The organism is Myxococcus xanthus, assembly GCF_006402735.1.
Classification (GTDB): domain Bacteria; phylum Myxococcota; class Myxococcia; order Myxococcales; family Myxococcaceae; genus Myxococcus; species Myxococcus xanthus_A.
The window spans coordinates 674,062-692,285 of the sequence record NZ_CP017174.1 but is presented as its reverse complement, the minus strand read 5'-3'; the positions used below and the strand labels follow the sequence as shown (position 1 = coordinate 692,285).

At 71.1% G+C, this 18,224-nt stretch carries 14 protein-coding genes; 4 read left to right on the top strand and 10 right to left on the bottom strand.

The window, feature by feature from the left end:
- Positions 1-130: 130 nt before the first annotated feature.
- The 8 genes from BHS09_RS03020 to BHS09_RS02985 all read right to left on the bottom strand — a co-directional run bounded on the left by BHS09_RS03020 (position 131) and on the right by BHS09_RS02985 (position 13,510).
- Positions 131-1,450 carry a trypsin-like serine protease gene (locus BHS09_RS03020; RefSeq protein WP_140787044.1) on the bottom strand — a complete coding sequence of 440 codons (1,320 nt, stop codon included), beginning with the start codon at positions 1,448-1,450 and terminating at the stop codon, positions 131-133.
- 138 nt (positions 1,451-1,588) lie between these two features.
- Complete coding sequence (locus tag BHS09_RS03015; RefSeq protein WP_140797107.1) at positions 1,589-3,799, bottom strand: SpoIID/LytB domain-containing protein; 2,211 nt, start codon at positions 3,797-3,799, stop codon at positions 1,589-1,591.
- Between the two features lie 3 nt (positions 3,800-3,802).
- On the bottom strand, positions 3,803-8,521 hold the full coding sequence (locus tag BHS09_RS03010; RefSeq protein WP_140797106.1) for an alpha-2-macroglobulin family protein: 4,719 nt from the start codon (positions 8,519-8,521) through the stop codon (positions 3,803-3,805).
- Positions 8,518-10,086, bottom strand: coding sequence for a hypothetical protein (locus BHS09_RS03005; protein WP_237080165.1), 1,569 nt, complete (start codon positions 10,084-10,086; stop codon positions 8,518-8,520). Before BHS09_RS03005 ends, BHS09_RS03010 begins: the two co-directional genes overlap by 4 nt.
- Entirely contained in the window at positions 10,083-10,823 is a 741-nt protein-coding gene (locus BHS09_RS03000; RefSeq protein ID WP_140797104.1) for a DUF1175 family protein, read from the bottom strand. The genes BHS09_RS03005 and BHS09_RS03000 overlap by 4 nt, the downstream gene beginning before the upstream one ends.
- Before the next feature lie 29 nt (positions 10,824-10,852).
- On the bottom strand, positions 10,853-11,749 hold the full coding sequence (locus BHS09_RS02995; RefSeq protein WP_140787036.1) for a DUF2135 domain-containing protein: 897 nt from the start codon (positions 11,747-11,749) through the stop codon (positions 10,853-10,855).
- A gap of 243 nt (positions 11,750-11,992) precedes the next feature.
- Positions 11,993-12,745, bottom strand: a complete 753-nt coding sequence (infC, locus tag BHS09_RS02990) for a translation initiation factor IF-3 (protein WP_140787035.1) — start codon at positions 12,743-12,745, stop codon at positions 11,993-11,995.
- A gap of 393 nt (positions 12,746-13,138) precedes the next feature.
- Positions 13,139-13,510, bottom strand: coding sequence for a hypothetical protein (locus BHS09_RS02985; RefSeq protein WP_237077994.1), 372 nt, complete (start codon positions 13,508-13,510; stop codon positions 13,139-13,141).
- An 81-nt stretch (positions 13,511-13,591) separates the two neighbouring features.
- Here BHS09_RS02985 and BHS09_RS02980 point away from each other — a divergent pair, with 81 nt between their 5' ends.
- The 3 genes from BHS09_RS02980 to BHS09_RS02970 all read left to right on the top strand — a co-directional run bounded on the left by BHS09_RS02980 (position 13,592) and on the right by BHS09_RS02970 (position 16,302).
- A complete protein-coding gene (locus BHS09_RS02980) occupies positions 13,592-14,656 on the top strand; it encodes an ATPase, T2SS/T4P/T4SS family (RefSeq protein WP_140797103.1) in 1,065 nt (354 codons plus the stop codon).
- A 77-nt stretch (positions 14,657-14,733) separates the two neighbouring features.
- Positions 14,734-15,348, top strand: a complete 615-nt coding sequence (locus BHS09_RS02975; protein WP_140797102.1) for a DUF938 domain-containing protein — start codon at positions 14,734-14,736, stop codon at positions 15,346-15,348.
- A gap of 132 nt (positions 15,349-15,480) precedes the next feature.
- Positions 15,481-16,302, top strand: a complete 822-nt coding sequence (locus BHS09_RS02970; RefSeq protein ID WP_140797101.1) for a TonB family protein — start codon at positions 15,481-15,483, stop codon at positions 16,300-16,302.
- A gap of 19 nt (positions 16,303-16,321) precedes the next feature.
- Here BHS09_RS02970 and BHS09_RS02965 read toward each other — a convergent pair whose 3' ends face one another.
- Entirely contained in the window at positions 16,322-16,729 is a 408-nt protein-coding gene (locus tag BHS09_RS02965; protein ID WP_140787028.1) for an arsenate-mycothiol transferase ArsC, read from the bottom strand.
- 284 nt (positions 16,730-17,013) lie between these two features.
- Between BHS09_RS02965 and BHS09_RS38720 the strand changes: the two genes are divergently transcribed.
- The gene (locus BHS09_RS38720; RefSeq protein ID WP_162520979.1) at positions 17,014-17,355 is read left to right on the top strand and encodes a TerC family protein; all 342 of its coding nucleotides are present in this window, start codon (positions 17,014-17,016) and stop codon (positions 17,353-17,355) included.
- 30 nt (positions 17,356-17,385) lie between these two features.
- Here BHS09_RS38720 and BHS09_RS02960 read toward each other — a convergent pair whose 3' ends face one another.
- Positions 17,386-18,216, bottom strand: a complete 831-nt coding sequence (locus BHS09_RS02960; protein ID WP_140787027.1) for a hypothetical protein — start codon at positions 18,214-18,216, stop codon at positions 17,386-17,388.
- Positions 18,217-18,224 lie beyond the last annotated feature (8 nt).

Here is an 18,224-nt window from a genome sequence, read left to right as displayed (position 1 = left end):
ACCCGCGCTCCAGAGGGAGGCCACGGGGAACGCGAGGACACGCGGGCAACAAGGGGATGCGAGGTGTTGTCTGCGAAGCTACGGGCGCGGGTGGCGGCAGGGCCACCCGCGCCCTCACGTCAAAGCGGTGCTACTGGATGGAGTAGGCCACCGTGCCGCTGCAGCTGCCGCTGGAGTAGCAGCCGACGCGCATCTGGTACGTGCCCGCCGCGGGCGCCGTGAAGGACACGTAGGACAGCAGGCTGCAGGAGTCGTCGTTGGCCGCCACCTGGGTGTTCGTCGCCGTGTTGAACAGGCGCAGGTAGGTGTCGCCCGTGCCCGCGGCCTGCGGCAGCGAGCAGGTGCCGAAGGACAGCGTCTGGCCAGCCGCCAGCGTCACGCTGACGTTGGTGGTGTTCTGCTGCGCGCTGTTGGTGTTGGTCACGTTGAAGGTGAAGGTCTTGACCGGCGGGGGCGGAGGCGGCTCGGTGGTGCCGCACAGGCGCATGCTGCCCGCGACGGCGCAGTACGCGTCGATGGCGGGACGCACGTAGGTGATGGACTCGCCACCGCAGCCCGTGTCGGTGCACTGGTTCACAACGTTGCAGCTGCCCTGGCTGACGTAGTCCGTCACGCCCCGGACCAGGATGCCGGCCACGGTGACGCCGTTGTTCTCATACACGCCCGAGCCCGAGTTGCCACCGAAGGTGTCGGTGTTGGCGACGAAGTAGTCCAGCGTGCCGGCGCGGGCGTCTCGCACCCAGCCACCGTCGTCAATCTTGAACGGGATGCCGCTGCCGGAACCAATCACGGACACGCCCGTGTTCAGCGGCAGGGCGGTGTTGCCCGGACGGATGGGCGCCGGCTCGAAGCGCGGCGTGGCCGGACGGTCCAGCCGGACGACGGCGAAGTCCAGGTTGCGGCCGTTCACCGTGCTCTGCTGACGCGCGACGATGGACTGGCAGGAGAAGATGTCTGCCGTGGTCACCGTCTGCAGTGCCGTCGCCGACGTGCGGTAGAAGTTGAAGACGAAGCGCGTGTTGGCGCAGGCGGACGCGCTGGTGATGCAGTGCCCCGCGGTGAGCACCAGGTCATCATCGATGAGCGTACCCGAGCAGAAGGCCGGCGTCGGGTCATTCAGGAAGCGCTGCGTGGAGCAGAGGTTGTAGGCGCTCTGCAGCGTGCTGCCATTGAAGGTGACGTTGTTGGGATTGGAGGCGTTGAAGTCCGACGGACTCATCAGCGCCACGGTGGACTTCTCGGCCCGGGTCCGCAGTGCGGACGCCGGATAGGCATAGACGTCCGTGCGGTGGTCCGTGCCATAGACAACGGGATTCTCCTGCGAACCCATCTCGGGGGACTTCTCACCGGAGGGCTCTCCTTCGGGCGCCGGGCCGCAGGCCGCGACAGAGAGGGTACACAACAGCGCGCCGAACAGCTTTCTGCGAGAGGCGGTACGGGTGATGCGCATGGGCGACCACTCCTAACGATGAGGGCCCGCCGGAAAGGGCGGGCAAAACCACTCTACGCCCGGCCCTGACATGATTTCACGTGATTCATCGTTAAACATGGAAAGCAGATAGATATATCGAATTTTTCTCACCCATCTTCACTGTCCATATGCCTCCTCGAGTATCGCGTCGCTGCGCGAACCCGCGGCCTTGGCGGCTTCGACATCCAAACCCTCGCCATGGCCTCGGCCACGGCCCTCGAACATCAGTGATTCGCCATTGAATGACGCGGTGCGCGGGCACGACGGCAGCTTCAAACCGGAGCGCAGCAAGTCACACGGCACCGAGCGCGCGGTGTCGAACGTCGCGTCGCCATCCGTCTCCGCGCGCAGGTAGTGCACCCGCCCCGCCTCGAAGCGCAGCGACACCAGCCCGCGCCCCAACAGGCGCTCCACCTCCGCGCGGGGCCGCGCCTGCCGCCAGGGCTCCTCCCCGCCCTGAGAGAAGGTCAGCCACTTGCGCCACTTCAGCGGCGCCAGTCCCAGGGCCTTCGCATCCTCGGACCGCACGCGCACGGTGCCGCGGAAGGCCTGACAGTGCGTGGTGTCACAGACGGGGCGCCCCGGGTGACGGCTGTGGCCATGTTGCTCGTTGTGGGCCACCACCCGCGCCAGCGCCACGCGAGCCTCGCCCGTCAGCGTCACGTCCTCGGCGGACACCACGCCCGCCGCGTATTGCAGACGCGTGGTGCGGAAGACGAAGTCGGAGCCGCGCCGCGCCTTCATGGCGCTGGGGGTGGTGGGAACGCCCGGCGGCGGCCGGTACGGCGGAGGCTCGGAGGTGATGAAGACGCCCGCGTAGTCACGGCCCTCTTCCGGGCCACCGGGAAAGCGCACGCGCCAGGGCGCGCCCAGACACACGGCCGCGCCACGCTGGGTGAGGGATGCCAGTGGTGCCCAGGTCTCCGCGCCCGCGCGCGGCACACCCTCCACCAGTGCGAAGCCCGCACCGGAGCACCGCGCCTCCACGTCCCCCGGTGGAAGCAGCCCCAGCACCTGCACGCGCGCGGCCTCCAGGCCAGCCTGCTTGCGCGCGCGCGCCAGCGCCTTGGGCACTTCGTCCGCGAACTGGCGGGGCATCGCGCCGGGCCGCACCACCACCGCCACCAAATCCGGGTCCACGGCGGCAATCCAACCGAACTGGGGCCGGCTCGCCGCGTCGCGCACGGTGCCCGTCTTGGTCGCCACGCCCACCAGTGACTTCGACGCGGGCAACTCCGCCAGCGTGCCGCGCGCGGCATTGTCCGCTAGCAGCGCCACCACATCCGGCCGGGCCTCCGCCAGCAGCCGGTACGCCTGCGCCACGCCCCAGGGCGACACGGCCAGCGTGGAGCGAAGCCCCGTCGCCTCCGCCATATCCTCCGGCAGGCCCGTCAGTCCCACCGCGGCCAGCACCGGTCCCCACGCGCCGAAGGCCCGGGGCGCCGAGCCCCGCGCCTCCCAGTCCAGGAAGTAGCCGTTGCACGAACGCAGCAGCGCGGTGCGCGCGTCCACCTTCGCCGGCAACCCCGCGCCGCAGGCCCACTCCGGCACGCCCGGGCGCGGCGGCAGCGTCGGGTGCTCCGCGCCCGCCACGTACAGGAAGGGCTTGAGCACCGAGCCGTACGGCAGCGCGCGCCGCACGTCGCCCTCCGAAAGCAACACCTCTCCCGAATGGCGGCTCACCACCACCGTCGCGGGCCGGGCCTCGCGTACGCCCACGCCCGCCAGCTCGTCGATGGACAGCGGCGACGCCCAGCGCGCGCCGTCCTGGCACTGCCGAAGCCTGCGCGACAGCGCCGGGGGAAAGCCCGTGGACTCGTTCAGCAACCGCGCCAGCGCGCGCCGGGCCCGGGGCGTGTCCACCTCCGGCGCCACGGCCAGCTCCGACGCTGCGCGGGACAACGACAGGTAGGGCCCCTCCTTCCATGAAGGCAGCTCGCCACTCACCGCGACAGCGAAGGCTTCGTGGAAGAGGCGGTCCTCGCTGGACTGGGGACACGCCCACCACAAGAGCTGGTGTGCCAGCTCGTGCCGGAGCGCCAGCCGCAGCCGCTCATCCAGCACGCCCGGCGTGTTCTGCCGCAGCTCCACCAGCCCCGGGCGCCCCTGGCCGTTGCGCTGGGGCGTCAGCGCCGCGCCCCTCTGGAGGACGATGGAAGCCGGGGGCTTCGCCGGCACGCCTCCGGCCTCCTGGACGTAACGCGCCTCCAGCGCCGTCCAGGCGGCCTCGGCCTCGCGGCGCAGCCCTACCTCGGGCGTCACGTCGCCGCGAGTGACGAAGGTGGGGGTGGCCGCGAGCAGCACGGCCACCGTGACAGCCAACCCCATGGACTACAGGTCGCCCAGGCGCTTCTTGGAGGGCACCACCTTCAGCGAGTCCGCGGCCGTCCGCCCGTGGATGCTGGCGGCGTACATGTCCTCGATGTGCGCGGGCGGCGCGGAGAAGGTGCCGGCGAACTGCGCGCGCAGCACGTAGCCCACGGTGCGCGGGCTGTCGCTCCACCACGCCGGCTCCTCGAAGAAGAAGGTCGCCCGCTCCGGGTTGAGCACGCGGCGCTTGAGCGCCTCGGGCACCAGCGGCAGCGAGTGCGGCGGCCCACGGAAGGCCTTGTCCTCCTGGAGCGGCACGAAGCCGGCGGGCACCGCGTCCTCCACCACGTAGTACGCCGAGCGCACGCGGTTGTCGCCGCGCGCATCCAGCGTCAGCTCCACGTAGACCTCCTCGCCCTGGGACACGGTGTCGCCCGCGCCCAGCCGCACCTTCCCGCCCTCGCGCAGCACGTAGTAGGCGCGCTGGATGGACATGCCCTCCGCCTTCGGCTGCACGGCGGACAACGGAGTGCGCGTGGTGGCGCGCAGCGTGGCCACGCCGTCGAAGCCGCCCACGTCCACGGTGCGCGTACCCGGCGCCAGCACCGCCACCAGGCCCAGACCGCGCGGGGCGAACTTCACCGGCGTCTTCACGCCCTTCACCTCGGGCGCCTTCATGCCCTGCATCGCCTTCGCGTCGCGCTCCAGCAGCCACAGCGAGTGCAGCAGCGCGGTGCTCCGGTCGAAGGTGGACAGGTCAGGCTCGGACAGCAGCTCCAGGATGCGGCGGCGCGCGCGGGTGATGTCCAGCGTGCCGAACGAGGCCGCGTGCGCGGCGATGGCCGTCATGCCCACGCGCCGCAGCGGGAAGCGGAAGAAGGCCTCCGACTGCTCCAGCGGCTGGCCCGGCGTGAGGGCGGCCAGCGTGGCGTAGCCCTGCGCGCTGCGCGCGACCAGCGCGTTGATTTGAGTCTGGAGCGCGGGCTCCTTGATGACGCCGGCCTTCTCCGCGGCCAGCACCGCCAGGGCCAGCGGGTACAGGTCCCCGCCCTCCGCGCCCTGCACCAGCGCCCGGACGCGCGCGGCCTGCTTGGAGCCCTCCAGCCGCGCCAGCACGTAGGCGCGCGTGGCGTCGTATTCTGGCGGCAGGCCCTCCTGCGCCTCCAGCCAGCGGGCGCTCTCCACCAGGCGCGGGTCGGCGCGGTCCACCAGCCCCGCCTCGGCGGCGTAGGCCAGGCCGTCCAGCGCGATGAGCGTCAGCGGCAGGCTCGGCGTCTCATAGCCGCCGAACCAGGTGAAGCCGCCGCCCTTCACCGACAGGTCGAGGATGCGCGCGGTGCCCTGCACGGAGCGGCTGCGCGCCTCCGCCAGCAGCGCCTGCGTGTCCGTGTCCAGCTTCGCCAGCGCGCCCGCCTTCTGCAGCACCTGGTACACCGCCACGTTGGGCACGGTGGTGGACACCAGCTGCTCCAGGCAGCCGTAGGGGTACGTGAGCAGCTCGCGCACGTTGGACAGCGCCGCGTCGACGATGGACGGCTGGAGTACCAGCTCCACGCGCGCCAGCGTCGCTTCCTGAGGCGCGGGCACCTCCAGCGCGCCGCCGCCCCAGGCGCTCACCTTCACCTCGTCCTCCACCGCCGCCGGGCCCACGTCGAAGCGCTTGAGGTCCCTCAGCGGGTCCTTGCCGCCCGCCACATTCACGGTGAGCTGCGCGGCGCCCGTGGACGCGGCCTTCAGCGTCAGCGGCACCACCTGCTCACCGCCCTTCGCCAGCTCCACCTTGTGCTCGAACTGGTCCGCCTTCAGCGCGCCCAGCGACGCCAGCTTCACGTCCAGCAGCTGGCTGGCCGGCGACTTCTCTCCCGCCGACAGACGCACGGAGGCGAGCGCCTCGTCGCCTTCGCGGAGGAACTGCGGCAGCGCGGCGTAGAGGTTGAGGCCGCCGCGCGTGGCGAACTCGGAGGTGCCCTCGCCGAAGCGGCCGGAGGTGTCCGCCGCCACCGCCGTCACCACCCACAACGTCTGGTTGGAGGGCAGCGTGAAGCGCACCGTGGCGCGGCCATCCCGGTCCGTCACCACCGTCGGGTCCCAGTGCGCGGTGTCGCGCTCCAGGTCCTTCGTCTGGCGGCTGGGCGGCTTGATGGAGGCGAAGGCGTGGTCCGGCAGCCCCGCCATCTTCCGCGCCAGCGCCTCGCCGTAGCCGTAGCCCTGGAACTCCGAGGAGAAGAAGTTGGACACGTTGTTGCGCGCCGGCGGGTAGAAGAAGTCCAGCACCTTGGGCCGGAACTCGCTCTGGATGGCGTAGACGGCCTTGTCCACCACGCCCACGGACAGCTGCGCCACCACGCCGCGGCCCTCGTGGTCCACCACGCGCACGTCGATGCTCTGCTCGGTGAGCGGCGGGGCCTCCGCGCGCCGGGGCTGCAGCTCCACCGTGAGGGTGCGCTCGCGCGGAATCACCCGGAAGGCCACCGTGCGCTCCTCCCAGCGGCCCGTAGCCGTGGGGTACGCGACGGACGCGTACACCGCGCTGCCGAAGCGCTTCTCCACGTTGAAGCTGTGCACCAGCGTGCGGCCCGTCAGCTCCACCACCTGCGTGTCGTAGAGCGAGGCGCCCGACAGCGTCACCCACACCGGGCCCGCGTCACGGCCGCCCGAGCCCCAGCTGTCCGGCATCAGCGCCACCAGCTTCGCGGTGTCTCCCGGCGCCAGCGTCCCGGACAGCGAGGCCAGCGTCAGGTTGGGCACGCGCGCCACCGGCTCGTCCGCGCCGCCGATGACGAGCAGGGACTCCTCGCCCTGCCACGTCTCACCGTTCTTGTCCTTCACCACCACGCGCGCCAGCACGGTGCCCACGTCCGAGGTGGGGACCTTCTCACGGTGCGTGCCATCCGCCGCCGTGGAGAAGGAGCGCTTGCCCAGGCTCTTCTCCGAGCCATCCGCCGCGCGCCGCACGAACTCCACCTCGCCCTGCGTCACGCCGTAGGGCTTGCCCGACAGCGTGGTGGCGCGAATCGCCAGCGTCGCGTCGCCGCTCTTGGCCACCACCGCGTCGGAGTAACGCGCCAGGCCCAGCACCTCCACCTTCGACAGGAAGAAGGCGGACGTGGCGTTGGCGAAGGTCTCCTGGTCATCGCGCGCGCGCACGGTGAGCGAGTACCGGTACGGCAGCCGCTCCTCGCCAGCGGCCAGCGCCGGCACGGCCACCTCGATTTCAGCCTCGCCGTTGGCGTCGAAGCCGCTGGCGCTGGACCACGGGTCGTCATAGGCGCCGCGCGCCTCCACGGAGGAGTACAGCCGCTCCGGCACGCTCAGCTTGCCCTCCGTGCTGGAGGCGCTGCCGTACGTCACGTCGCTGCCCTGACCGCCCTTGCCCGCGTCATCCACCCAGGCGGGCGCGTCCAGCAGGCTGCGGTAGAGGAACACCTCGTACTTCGTGGCGTCGGGCGTCCCACCGGCATAGCGGCGGGCGCGCACCTTCGCGCGCAGCGTCTGCCCGGGCACCACCGTCTCCGACGCGGGCTCCATCTCCAGATAGAAGGTGGGCTTCACGTAGTCCTGAACGCGGGCCTCGCCCTGGTGCGGGTGGCCGTCCACCTCCGCCTCCACGCGCAGCACGCCGGTGCCCAGGTCCTCCGGCACCTTCAGCGTGCCGTGGAAGGCGCCGAACTCGTCCACCGAGGCGCGCGTGGTCAGGGCGCGGCCCTCCTGCGAGACGAGCTTCACCTGCACCTGGCGCTTCTTCGGCGTGAAGAGGCGCGCCAGGAAGGTGTCCGGCTGGCGCACCACGCCGCGGAACTTCACCTCGTGGCCCGGCTTGTAGATGGGCCGGTCGCTGTAGATGAACACGTCCGGCGCCACCGCCAGCGCGGAGTAGAAGTCCGTGTCGACAATGGCCGTGTCCCCACCCGCCGTCGCCGTGGCGATGACGCGCGGCTCCGACACCTCCAGCGTCACCTCGCCCTTCGCGTTCGTCTTCCCCACCGGGCCCTTGCCCTTGGGCAGGTACACCTGCACCTCGGCGCCCTCGCGCGGCTTCTGGTCCCGGCCCGCCACGCGCACCAGCACCTGGCCATCCGTCTGCTTGAGCTGCACCGTCAAGTCACTGACGACCAGCACCACCTGTCCCTCCACGCGGCCCTGCACCATCTGGAGCACGTAGGTGCCCGCGGGCAGCGGCGCCAGCGTGACGCGGCGCTCCTGGAAGCCGCTGGGGCCACTGGCGTTGAAGCCGGGGACGTTGAAGTCCCGCTCGGCGCCGCCCAGGTCCAGGTTCAGCCACTGGCTGCGCGCCACCGTGAAGCCGGGCGGCACGCCCACCAGGCGCTCCGGTCCCTCGGCCACCTTGGCCAGCGGCTCGCCCGAGCCCGACGCTTGCGGCGAACGGGGCAGCACCTCTCCCACCTCGTCGCGGAACGCGGGGTTGAGCGTGTCGAGCAGGAACATGCCCGGCGTGCGCACCGCGTTGAAGCCCCGGCTGAGCGCGCGGCCCGGGTTCTTCAGCGTGGGCGGCGTCTGGTACGCGCGACGCAAATCTCCCTGGGCGCGGATGAAGGCGTCCAGGTTCTCCGGCTTGAGGACGCGCAGCTCGACGGGGCCCTTGTCCTCGAAGGCGACGTCCACCGCCACCGGCTCCTGGGTGCCATAGGAGCGCGGGACGGTGATGTAGAGCGGCTTGGCCAGGGCCACGCCGGACAGCATGAGCGCGGACAGAGCCGCCAGTCGGATGAGGCACTTCATGACCCGAAACCTCCAGGAACCAGCGAATCGCCCTGCACGGTGCCGCGCAGGCCCAGGTACGGCAGCGACTCCAGGTCGCTCCGCGCCGCTTCGATTTCCGGGGGCGCCGTGCTCGGCATGGGCGCGTTGCGGCTGACCCGGAACTCGGACAGGTAACCATCCATGGTGAGTCCGCTGAGCAGCCGGCCCGTGTTCACCCCGAAAGCCACCGAGGTGGGCGCGCGCAGCCCCGCCACCACCGGGCCCGCGGCGTTGAGCATGTTGGGCTGCTGACCCGCGCACGCCTTGCGCAGCCGCTCCAGCTCCGCGTCGTTGGACGCCAGCACCACGTGGTTGCAGTGGGTGCCGCGCACCAACCGGTTGTAGCCACCGGAGAACAGGCCCTCCAGCGCGGCTGCGTCGTCGGTGCGGCCCCACAGCACGGCCAGCTCCACGGGCAGCTTCGCATCACCGCGCGGCGTCCACACCAGCGCCACCTGGCGCGTGCGCGTGGGGCCCTTGCCGCCGCCCTTCTCCCAGTACGCCTTGAGTGTCTCGGGGTCCAACGACTCCGGCAGCTTGAGCTGGAAGGCCAGCAGCACCGGCGTGTCCTCCGGCACCAGCTTCAGCAGGTCGTCGGACAGGGGCGCGGCGTCCAGGCGCGCGGGGCCGTCCAGCAACTCGCCCGCGATGCCCCGGCCCACCAGCCGTCCCGCCTCCACGCCGAACTGGAGCCGCGTGCCCGGGGCCAGCCCCACCACGCTCGACAAGAGCTGCACCTCGCGGCCGTAGGCCTCCGGGTCGTAACCCAGCTCCACGTCCACGCCGTCCTTCGCCTTCAGCTCCGGCAGCTCCGCGCACAGGCCGTGGAGCACCGCCACCGGGTGGCGCGCGAGCACCAGCCTGTCTTTGAGCCGGCCCGCCCACAGCGTCTGCTCCGCCACCAGCCAGCGCTTCAGCTCGAAGGTGCCTTCCGAGCCGCCGCCCGGGCAGTGCGGCGCCGTCATGCCGCCGCGGCTGGCCACGCCGTCCAGCGCCTCGTACGCGGACGTCGCGGCGCGGCCCGGCTTGGGAAGGATGAAGGCCGGCGTGCTGGAGCGCGCGTCACCGGCGAACCACGTCACGCGGAAGGGGGCGTCCAACAGCTGCCCCGCGAAGAGGTCCAGCACCGCGCCCTTGAAGCCCGCCTGGAGGTCCTCGCCGGTGGAGCCGAAGAAGGCGGCCCACGCACCGATGAAGCCCTGGCCCAGCGGCTTCTGGAGCTGGTCGCGCAGCCACACGTTGGCCGCCAGCGCATCCCGCACCTTGCCCGGGTGGTGCACGTCCACCCAGAGGGCGGAAGGCGCGGCCGTGCCGGGCACCTCCAGCGCCGTCATCGCGGGCGCGGGCAGGCCTTCCACGCCGGCGCCCGCGCTGGGCGGGCCCTTGCGCTCGCCGCCGAGCAGGTTCGTGACAGTGCCACCGCCGTCGCCTGACTGCCCGCTGCGCCGGCCCAGGAAGAAGGCTCCGGCCACGGCGCCGCCCACGAGGACGGTAACCACGCCGATGAGCAGCGCCTTGGGCGGGCCACTCTTGGGAGACGTCATGACATCCACTCCTTGAAACGGAAGAAGCCGAGGAAGGAAGCGTTCTGCGGCACCGGGCGCCACTCCAGCGGCGCCTCGGTGGCCAGGTGGTGGAGGACGCCGGTGCGCACCGCGGCGCCCTTCTCCCCCGGGTGGTAGACGACGCGCGCGGGCGCATGGGCCCGGTCCTCCGGGCGCACCACCAGCATCAGATGGAAGATGGGGCCCGCGTCCTGCTCCTGGCGGAAGGCGAGCACGTCGCCGGTGCGCAGCGACTCCCGGGTGGCATCGTCACGGCCCAGGAGCTGGAAGCTGTGCTGGAGCAGCACCTCCGCGTCCGCGAAGTCCGACGGGTGGCCCCGGCCGTCACGCCACAGCGGCGTGGACAGGCGGTCCGGAGCCACCTGCTTGTAGGCGGAACGGAAGGCGAAGCGGATGAGGCCCGCGCAGTCACGCTGGTCCGGATGCCACGCGGCGTCCTGCTTGCGGACCTGGGCCAGCGCCACGCGCGCCACCAGACGACGGAGCAGCATGTCGCGCGTCTCGGGCGTCGTGGCTGCCTCCGCGTCGGGCGGCCTCGCGTCCGCTGCCGCTGGCGCGGAAGCATGGGACGGCGCCGCAGGCGAGGACGCGTGGGTCCGCACACTGACCGCGCCGGACGCGGACGGCGCTGACGCATGAGGCCGCACGCCAGCCGTTCCGTTCGCCAGAGGCGCGGATGCATGGAGCAGCAGGAGCACGGGAAGGACGCGGCGCATGGACGTGGAGGCCCTGAATGACGGAGGCGTCAGTACTCGCCTTCGCCGCCGCCATCCCCATTGGACTGGAGCGCCTTGAGGGCCTCATCCAGATTCTTCGGCCACGCGGCGTGCTTCGGACGCGGGTCCTGCGAGGGCACGTACACCTCCGCCTGCCCGCCCCCGAGCACGTTCACCCAGGCCAGCACGCGGGTGGTACCCGGCGTGGCCAGGGGGATGCGCACCATGCGGCGAATCTCGTTCGGCGTGCCCTCGAAGAGCGACAGGTTCAGCGTGGCCACGGTGTGGGCCTTGTCACCGCTGGGCCAGTAGTTGGTGGCCACCAGGTACACGCCCTTGGGCGGCGCGCGGTGGATGTAGAGGTACGGGCCATACGCGGGCTGGTCGAAGTCACCGCCCTGCGAGTTGAGGAAGAAGGTGCCACCGGAGGGGCTCGCGGTGTCGGCCCAGTACACGTGCGCCATCTTCTGCACGTCCAGGGTGTCACCCGCGGCGCTGGCGTCGGTGGGCTCGTACAGGTGCAGGTCGGTGTAGACGCCGTCGGTGTCGCTGGTAAGCACCACCTTGAAGGGCACCGGCGGAATCTGCGCGTAGCTGGTGGCCTGGGTGCGCGCGGTGCCGGCCTGGTTGGTGGCCATCACCGTGACGACATTCTTCCCGCTGGCGGCGGGGAACTTGCGGCTGAAGCGCCCGCGGTACGTGCGCATCAGGTAGCGGTCGCCGTTGATGGACACCACCACCGGGTCAATGGTGGTGTCGCTGACGGTGCCCTCGATGAGCATCATCCGGTCCACCGTCCAACCGCCCGACGGCGCGGTCAGGGTGACGACCGGGAGCGTCTTGCCCTTGCCAATGGGCACGCCCTGTTGACGGGGATTGGAGGCGGGCGTCTGCGCCAGCAGCACGGCGAGGAGGACAGGCAGCATCACGCGTCCTTGATAGAAGGAGGTCCGCGAGCGTTCGCGGGCGGACAGACTGCGGCAGCAGTGCCCTCCTTTTCAAGTCGCCTGCCAGCCTCCTGGGCGGCCTCTCCCTGGCAACGTGCGCCGGATGTGTGGGCGGCGAGCCACGCCTGGCTGCCTGCCCGTGTGGCGGCGGCCACACCTTCCCAACTTTCGAGAGGCGCCGCACGCGGTGGGAACCCAGACCCACCGCGTGCCGGCAATCCCTCAGGACGCCGTCGGGCTCTGCGCCTCGGCTGCTGCCGGCGCGGCCTGCGCTTCCTTCGTCTCCTCGGCCGTCTCCTCGGCCTTCTCCTCGGACTTCTCCCCAGCGCCACTGCTGGCACCAGCCGACTTGCCCGCGGCAGGGGCACCCGGAGGAGGGGTCCGCTTGGCGGCGGTGGCGGCCTGACGAACCAGCTCGCGGGCCTTCTGCGCCACCTTCGGCGTGGGCGCGAGGATCATGAACATCAGACGCCCTTCCATGCGGGGCATCTGCTCCACGACGGCCACGTCCTTCAGGTCCTTGGCCACGTCGTCGAGGATGGCCGTGCCCTGCTCCTTGTGCGTGATTTCACGCCCACGGAACTGGATGACGACCTTCGCCTTGTTCCCGTCCTCGATGAACCGGCGGGTATTGCGGACCTTGAACTCGTAGTCGTGCTCTTCCGTCTTCGGACGGAGCTTCACTTCCTTGAGCAGGACCGTGACCTGGGCACGCTTCGCTTCCGAGGCCTTCTTCTTCTCCTCGTACTTGAACTTGCCGTAGTCCATGATCTTGCAGACCGGAGGACTGGCCATGGGGCTGATTTCAACGAGGTCCAGCCCCTCGGTCCGGGCGCGATCCAGGGCCGCCTCGAGAGGCATGACCCCGAGCTGGCTACCGTCAGACCCGACGACGCGGACCTCACGGGCACGGATACGGCGATTGGTTCTCTGGTCGCGGCTCCCGCCGCGGCTGCTTCTCTGTTCGCGAATGATGGTGACTCTCCTCCGAATTGGGTTTCAGGCCTGCCCACCTAAAGGTGTGGCAGGCAGGTCCGCGACAACAAGGGACCGTACACACATGTGAAGCGCCCCGCCCTGCTTGGGACCCACGCCTGGCAGTGTAACCCGCGGGCGCAGGAGTGCATCCCAGTGCCCGCTCGCCCGGTAGGAAGGGGAGCCCTGGGTGAACTTTCCTCTTTGGGAGACGGTAACGCCAGAGATAACGCCCGGCCCGTCCACCTGCCGTGGAACCATGCCCCCAATGTACCCCCCCAAGGGCCATCTGGGGGCGACACTCCAACTCGACCCGGGGGGCCGGAAATTGCCGGGTGGGAAACAGACGGGCGTGGACGGAACGTTCCTTCCAGCCCGGACCCGGACCCGGAGTCACGGCAGGAGGCCCACGCCCCGCTCTGCCCACTCGCTCCCCGGGGCGGTGCGCAGGTCGTCCACCGGCGGGGGCAGCCGCTCCCAGACGGCCGGATGCTCCGGAGGCACCTGCTCCGTGCTGGCGGAACGGGCCCGGTAGAGCTGCCCGTCATACATCACCAGGCGGCCGGCCGCGTAGGTGACCGGGGGCATCCCGGGAGCCAGGGTGGCCCGGGCCGTCCACAGCTCCAGCGCCCGGGTGGGCGTGCCCGCGTCGCCGCCGCCGTCCGGAAGCACGGTGCCGCTGTCCGCCGGCCCGGCTTCCGAGGCATCCGAACACGCCGTGGCAACGAGAGCGAGGAAGGCGAGGACCACGACACGTCGGTGCATGGGTGGTGCGCCTGAGAGGAGGTGCGCTTCGGTGGGTGTCTCCCGTGAGAGAGTCGGCCGTCTCCGCATCGGAGTTACACCATGAGTCCGCCCCCTTCGCCCATCTCCGCCGTGATTGCAGGACTGCTCGAAACGCTGGCCCGGGAGGACCGCTCCGTGGCCACGCCGCCCGCAGCGCGAACTTTCGATGAAGCCGCGCGGGCGCTCTACGCCATCGCCGGGCAGACGCGGGCCGCGCACTTCTCGGTGTGGGCGGACACGCTCGAAGACGGGCAGGACGCCGCGGGCATCAGCCTCTTCTTCCATGACGTCCCCGACACGTCGGCACCACCGGGGCTGCTCGGCGCGGAGAAGCGCGTGGTGCGGCACGCCCTGGACCTGTCGCTCCACGGGCCCCTCACGGAGGCCATGGCGGCGCTCGCGAAACGCGGCGCCGATGCCCGGCGGCCCGACCGGGGCAGCGTGCCATTCCCCTACGACGCCAGCAGCCCGGAGGTGGAGTTCCGGGTCGTCTTCCAGCCGGGCGCGCTGGGCCCGTGGGTCATCTCCGTGGCCCGGGACCCACGGACACGGGACGCGTTCCCCTCGTTCGCCTCGCTGCCCCTGTCCGCCGAGGAGGCCGACTTCCTGTCGGAGCGCTTCCTCCGGCTCGACTCACTCTTCCAGGGGCAGTTGGTGCTCTTCACCGGCGCGCGCGGCTCGGGGCGGACGACGTCGCTCCACGCGGCCATCGAGGCACTCCCGGACGGTGTGCGCGGGCTGGCCGCGTTGGAGACGCCCCGCGCCACGGACCTCCGCTTCAGCATCGTCCAGCCCGGAGGTGAGATGACGATGCCTGGCACACTCCGCGCGTTCCTGAGGCAGGACCCGGACCTGGTCTTCGCGGACGAGGTCCGCACGGACGAGGAACTGCAGATGCTCATCAACGCGTCGCTGACAGGGCACGGAACGGCGGGCGTGCTCGAGGCCCAGACGCCCGAGGCCGCGCTCCAGCGGGTGCGCGCCGCGATCCCCAACGTTCCCGTGTCGCCGCTCCTCGTGCATCACACCGTGGACGCGCAGTCCGGCGCACGCACGGTGGCGCTGTACCGCGTGGTGGAGGATGGAACGCCCCCCGCGCGCATCGAGCGCTGGCGGCCCGACTGAACGCCATGCGTCCGCTGGCCCACGCAGGCGGCCAGCGGCGCTCGCACGGAACGCGGCGGATGTGCGAAACCCGGGGGATGAAGCGTCACGCCCCGGCCACGGAACGCAATCGCGAGTCCCTGCTCGCTGTCCTCCGCGAAGTCCTTCCCGCCTCCGGCAGGGTGCTGGAGGTGGCCAGCGGCACCGGCCAACACGCGGCCTGGTTCGCCCGAGCCCTCCCCCACCTCGTCTGGCAGCCCACCGACGTGGACGCGGAGTCGCTGGAGAGCATCGAGGCGTGGCGCACCGAGGAAGGCCCGCCCAACCTGCTGCCGCCACGCCGGCTCGACGCGAGCGCGGAGTCCTGGCCGGAGACGGCCGTGGACGTCATCCTCAACGTGAACATGATTCACATCTCCCCCTGGGCGGCCTGCCAGGGATTGATGCGAGGCGCGGGCCGGGTGCTGATTCCCGGCGGGCTGCTCGTCCTGTATGGCCCCTACTTCGTCGAGGGCCGCGAGACGGCTCCCAGCAACCTGGAGTTCGACGCCTCCCTCCGCGCCAGGAATCCAGCGTGGGGCGTGAGGTCGCTGGAAGCCGTCACCGCCGAGGCCGCCCTGCATGGCCTGGAGCGCGAGCGCGTGGTGGACATGCCCAGCAACAACCTCACCGTGGTGTTCCGCAAACCCCGTCCTCCGGTGTCCCCGCACTGAAGGCCGCCCGACACCGCGCTGGCTGAGTGCGGACCGCCGCACACGCCCGCGGCGCAGGAACCCTTCACGTCCGACACGCACGCCACTACCCCCATCCCGTGGCGCGACGTGGGCGGGAGAGGGGGGCACACCATGCCGGACGCACCAGCGAAGGCCCGCGCGCCGGAGGACGTGTTGTTCGCCTCGGCCTTCCGTGACCACGAGACAGGGGCCCGGAGCCGTCAACGCACGCTGATGCTGGTCCTGGCCGTCATCGGTCTGCACGCCGCGGCGCTCATCGGCGCGGCCTCTTTCTGGCACGGCACACCGCGACGGCTCGAAGGCGAAACCACTCGGGGAGAAGTCCTCGTGCTCCGCCTGACCGCCATGCCACCTTCGGATCCCGAGGGGGACGTCACCGGGCCAGCCCCCGCGCCCCCTCGGCCCCGGACCGCGCGCAGGCCTCGCCCCTTGCGCGCCCCCTTACCGCCGCGCACCGCCGCGGCACCGCGCGCCTCCGAACTCGCGGAGCCGCTGTCCGTCGGGCGCCCCGCCGGCATCCCAGCCCATGGCCGTGACAGCCTGGCGGGCCGCGCCGTGGCGGGCATTACCCAGCGCGCCCTGGGGCCAGGCCTCCCGGGGCTGCTCGTGGAGCCGCCGCCCGCCACGGCCCCCGACAACCGCGAGGACGCGGCCCGGCGCTACTTCGAACAGATGTTCCGCGACCGCTTCGAGGACGTTCCCTACCCCCACGAGGCGCGGATGGCGGGCATCGAAGGGTCCTTGGTGCTGCGCATCTCCGTGGGCGTGCAGGGCCAGCTGGTGGCCCTGGGGGTGCTGGGCCCCTGCCCCCACCCCCTCCTGTGCGAAGCCGCGCAGGAGGCGGTGCGGCATGCCGCGCCCTTTCCTCCGCCTCCGCCAGCGCTCGGCGACCGGGTCACCGTCGAGCTGCCCTTCAACTACCACCTGGAATGAGCGCGCGTTCGAAGCCGCGCTAGCCGGCGCGCATCCACCCTTCGCGCTCCAGCAATCCGGCCACGCGGGCGGCCAGCTCGTCGCGGATGCGGTGGACCAGGACGTCCGACTTGTCCTTGGGGTCCTCCAGCGGCCAGTCCTCGCGCTGGAGCCCCGGCACCTGGGGACAGGCCTCGCCACATCCCAGGGTGATGAGCCATTGCGCGTCCTGGGCCAGGTCGTCCGTGAGCAGGCGGGGCTTCACGTCGTGCAGGTCGATGCCGATGTCCCGCATGGCCGCGAGCACTTCGGGATGCACCTTGTCGCCAGGCTGCGTCCCCGCGGAGACGGCGCGCGCCTTCTGGGGGTCTACCATCACATTGAAGAACGCCTCCGCCATCAGCGAGCGGCCAGCGTTGCGTACACAGGCGAAGATGACCTTGTTCATCAGACGTCCAACTCCATTCCTCAAAGGTTCACGCGCCCCTCCCCGCGCGAAGCGACTTTCGTTGTATTCAATCGCTTGCATATCTCACGGACGGCTGGCCGCAAAGGGAGAGGCCGGGCGGACGGAAGGCCACACGCGCCTACCTTTGGCGGGCGCAATCCATTGCGCATGTGAAAAACGCCTGCAACTGCAACGCGGGGCGCAACCAGGGTGCGCACGCCCGCGCGGAGGCAGGCATGCATCGGTTGACTCCGCCATGCAGAGCGTGCCGCCATGGATGTGGATTGTCTTCTGGGCCGTGGTGCTGGTGTTGCTCGCGGTGGACTCCGTGCCCCCTCTACAACTCCAACGCCTTCGCCATCCTGGGGCTGCGCGCGCTCTACCTGGTGCTGGCGGGCACCGTCGGGACGCTGCGCTACCTGCACTACGGCCTGGCGGGTGTGCTGGCCTTCGCGGGGCTGAAGATGGTGCTGGAGCCGTGGCTCCACGTCCTGCCCATGACGTCCGTGCTCATCATCGTCACGCTCATCACGGGGGCGGCGTGGGCCAGCCAGCGCGCGCGGCGGCGGGAGGCACGCGCGGCGGCGGCGTCCCGGCCCGGCGCCCCCGTGGAACGGGAGGCCTGAGCCGGGAACGCCCATGACACGGCGGAACGGCTACTCCAGGCCCGCGGCCTGACCGTCGGCGCCGGCACCACCCAACACGAAGCCGTCGAAGGCCACGTTGGCCATCAGCTCCACGCGCTCCTTGTGCTTCTTCAGCAGCGCCACGTTGGCGGCGGCCGCCTTCTTGGACTCCTCGGACAGCGGCTGCTCCTCGTTCGCGTGGGTCTCCTCAATCGTGTCCAGCGTCTCCTGGAGCTGCGCCCGGGCCTCCTCCAACTGCGCGCGCTCCTCGTCGGCGAGCGAGTCGTCCGCCAGCCGCTTGTCGACCTCGGCCAGCTGCGTCACCATCATCTTCCGGCCCTGCTCCGCCGCGGCGCCAATCTGGTCCAGGCTGTCGGCCACCATGGAGGCGTAGACAGTGGTGGTGATGCTCTGGAACTCGGCGGGCGACATCCCCTGCGCCTTGAGGCCGGCGATGTACGCCTTGCGCACGTCCGCCATCAGCCCCATGAACAGGCCCGCGGCGTCCACGGCCGCGTTGAAGCCCGGCTTCTCGTCACCGTCGCCCTCGTGCTGGGCCTCGAACTCCTTGGACTTCACCTCGAAGGCCTTGAAGGCCGGCAGCGCCGACTCGCGCACCGTCAGGTAGGCCAGCAGCCGCTGCTCGTCCAACGGCAATACCTGCCCCTCCGGGGGCGCCTTGAATGGATTGCTGGCGTTGAGCTGTGTCAGCTCCTGCTCCTGAGCCTGCATCGCCTGCATGGCTTCGATGCTGCCGCCAAACTTGTTCTTGGCCCAGATGCCACCCGCCAGCATCAAGCCGATGCCCGCCAGGATGAAGACACCGCAGCCGATGCCCAGTCCGATGAGGACCTTCTTCATGAAACCCT

Coding starts and splice junctions, on each gene's coding strand:
- BHS09_RS03020 (WP_140787044.1), bottom strand. CDS start 1,450: ATGCGCATCACCCGTACCGCCTCTCGCAGAAAGCTGTTCGGCGCGCTG.
- BHS09_RS03015 (WP_140797107.1), bottom strand. CDS start 3,799: ATGGGGTTGGCTGTCACGGTGGCCGTGCTGCTCGCGGCCACCCCCACC.
- BHS09_RS03010 (WP_140797106.1), bottom strand. CDS start 8,521: ATGAAGTGCCTCATCCGACTGGCGGCTCTGTCCGCGCTCATGCTGTCC.
- BHS09_RS03005 (WP_237080165.1), bottom strand. CDS start 10,086: ATGACGTCTCCCAAGAGTGGCCCGCCCAAGGCGCTGCTCATCGGCGTG.
- BHS09_RS03000 (WP_140797104.1), bottom strand. CDS start 10,823: ATGCGCCGCGTCCTTCCCGTGCTCCTGCTGCTCCATGCATCCGCGCCT.
- BHS09_RS02995 (WP_140787036.1), bottom strand. CDS start 11,749: ATGCTGCCTGTCCTCCTCGCCGTGCTGCTGGCGCAGACGCCCGCCTCC.
- BHS09_RS02985 (WP_237077994.1), bottom strand. CDS start 13,510: ATGCACCGACGTGTCGTGGTCCTCGCCTTCCTCGCTCTCGTTGCCACG.
- BHS09_RS02980 (WP_140797103.1), top strand. CDS start 13,592: ATGAGTCCGCCCCCTTCGCCCATCTCCGCCGTGATTGCAGGACTGCTC.
- BHS09_RS02975 (WP_140797102.1), top strand. CDS start 14,734: ATGAAGCGTCACGCCCCGGCCACGGAACGCAATCGCGAGTCCCTGCTC.
- BHS09_RS02970 (WP_140797101.1), top strand. CDS start 15,481: ATGCCGGACGCACCAGCGAAGGCCCGCGCGCCGGAGGACGTGTTGTTC.
- BHS09_RS02965 (WP_140787028.1), bottom strand. CDS start 16,729: ATGAACAAGGTCATCTTCGCCTGTGTACGCAACGCTGGCCGCTCGCTG.
- BHS09_RS02960 (WP_140787027.1), bottom strand. CDS start 18,216: ATGAAGAAGGTCCTCATCGGACTGGGCATCGGCTGCGGTGTCTTCATC.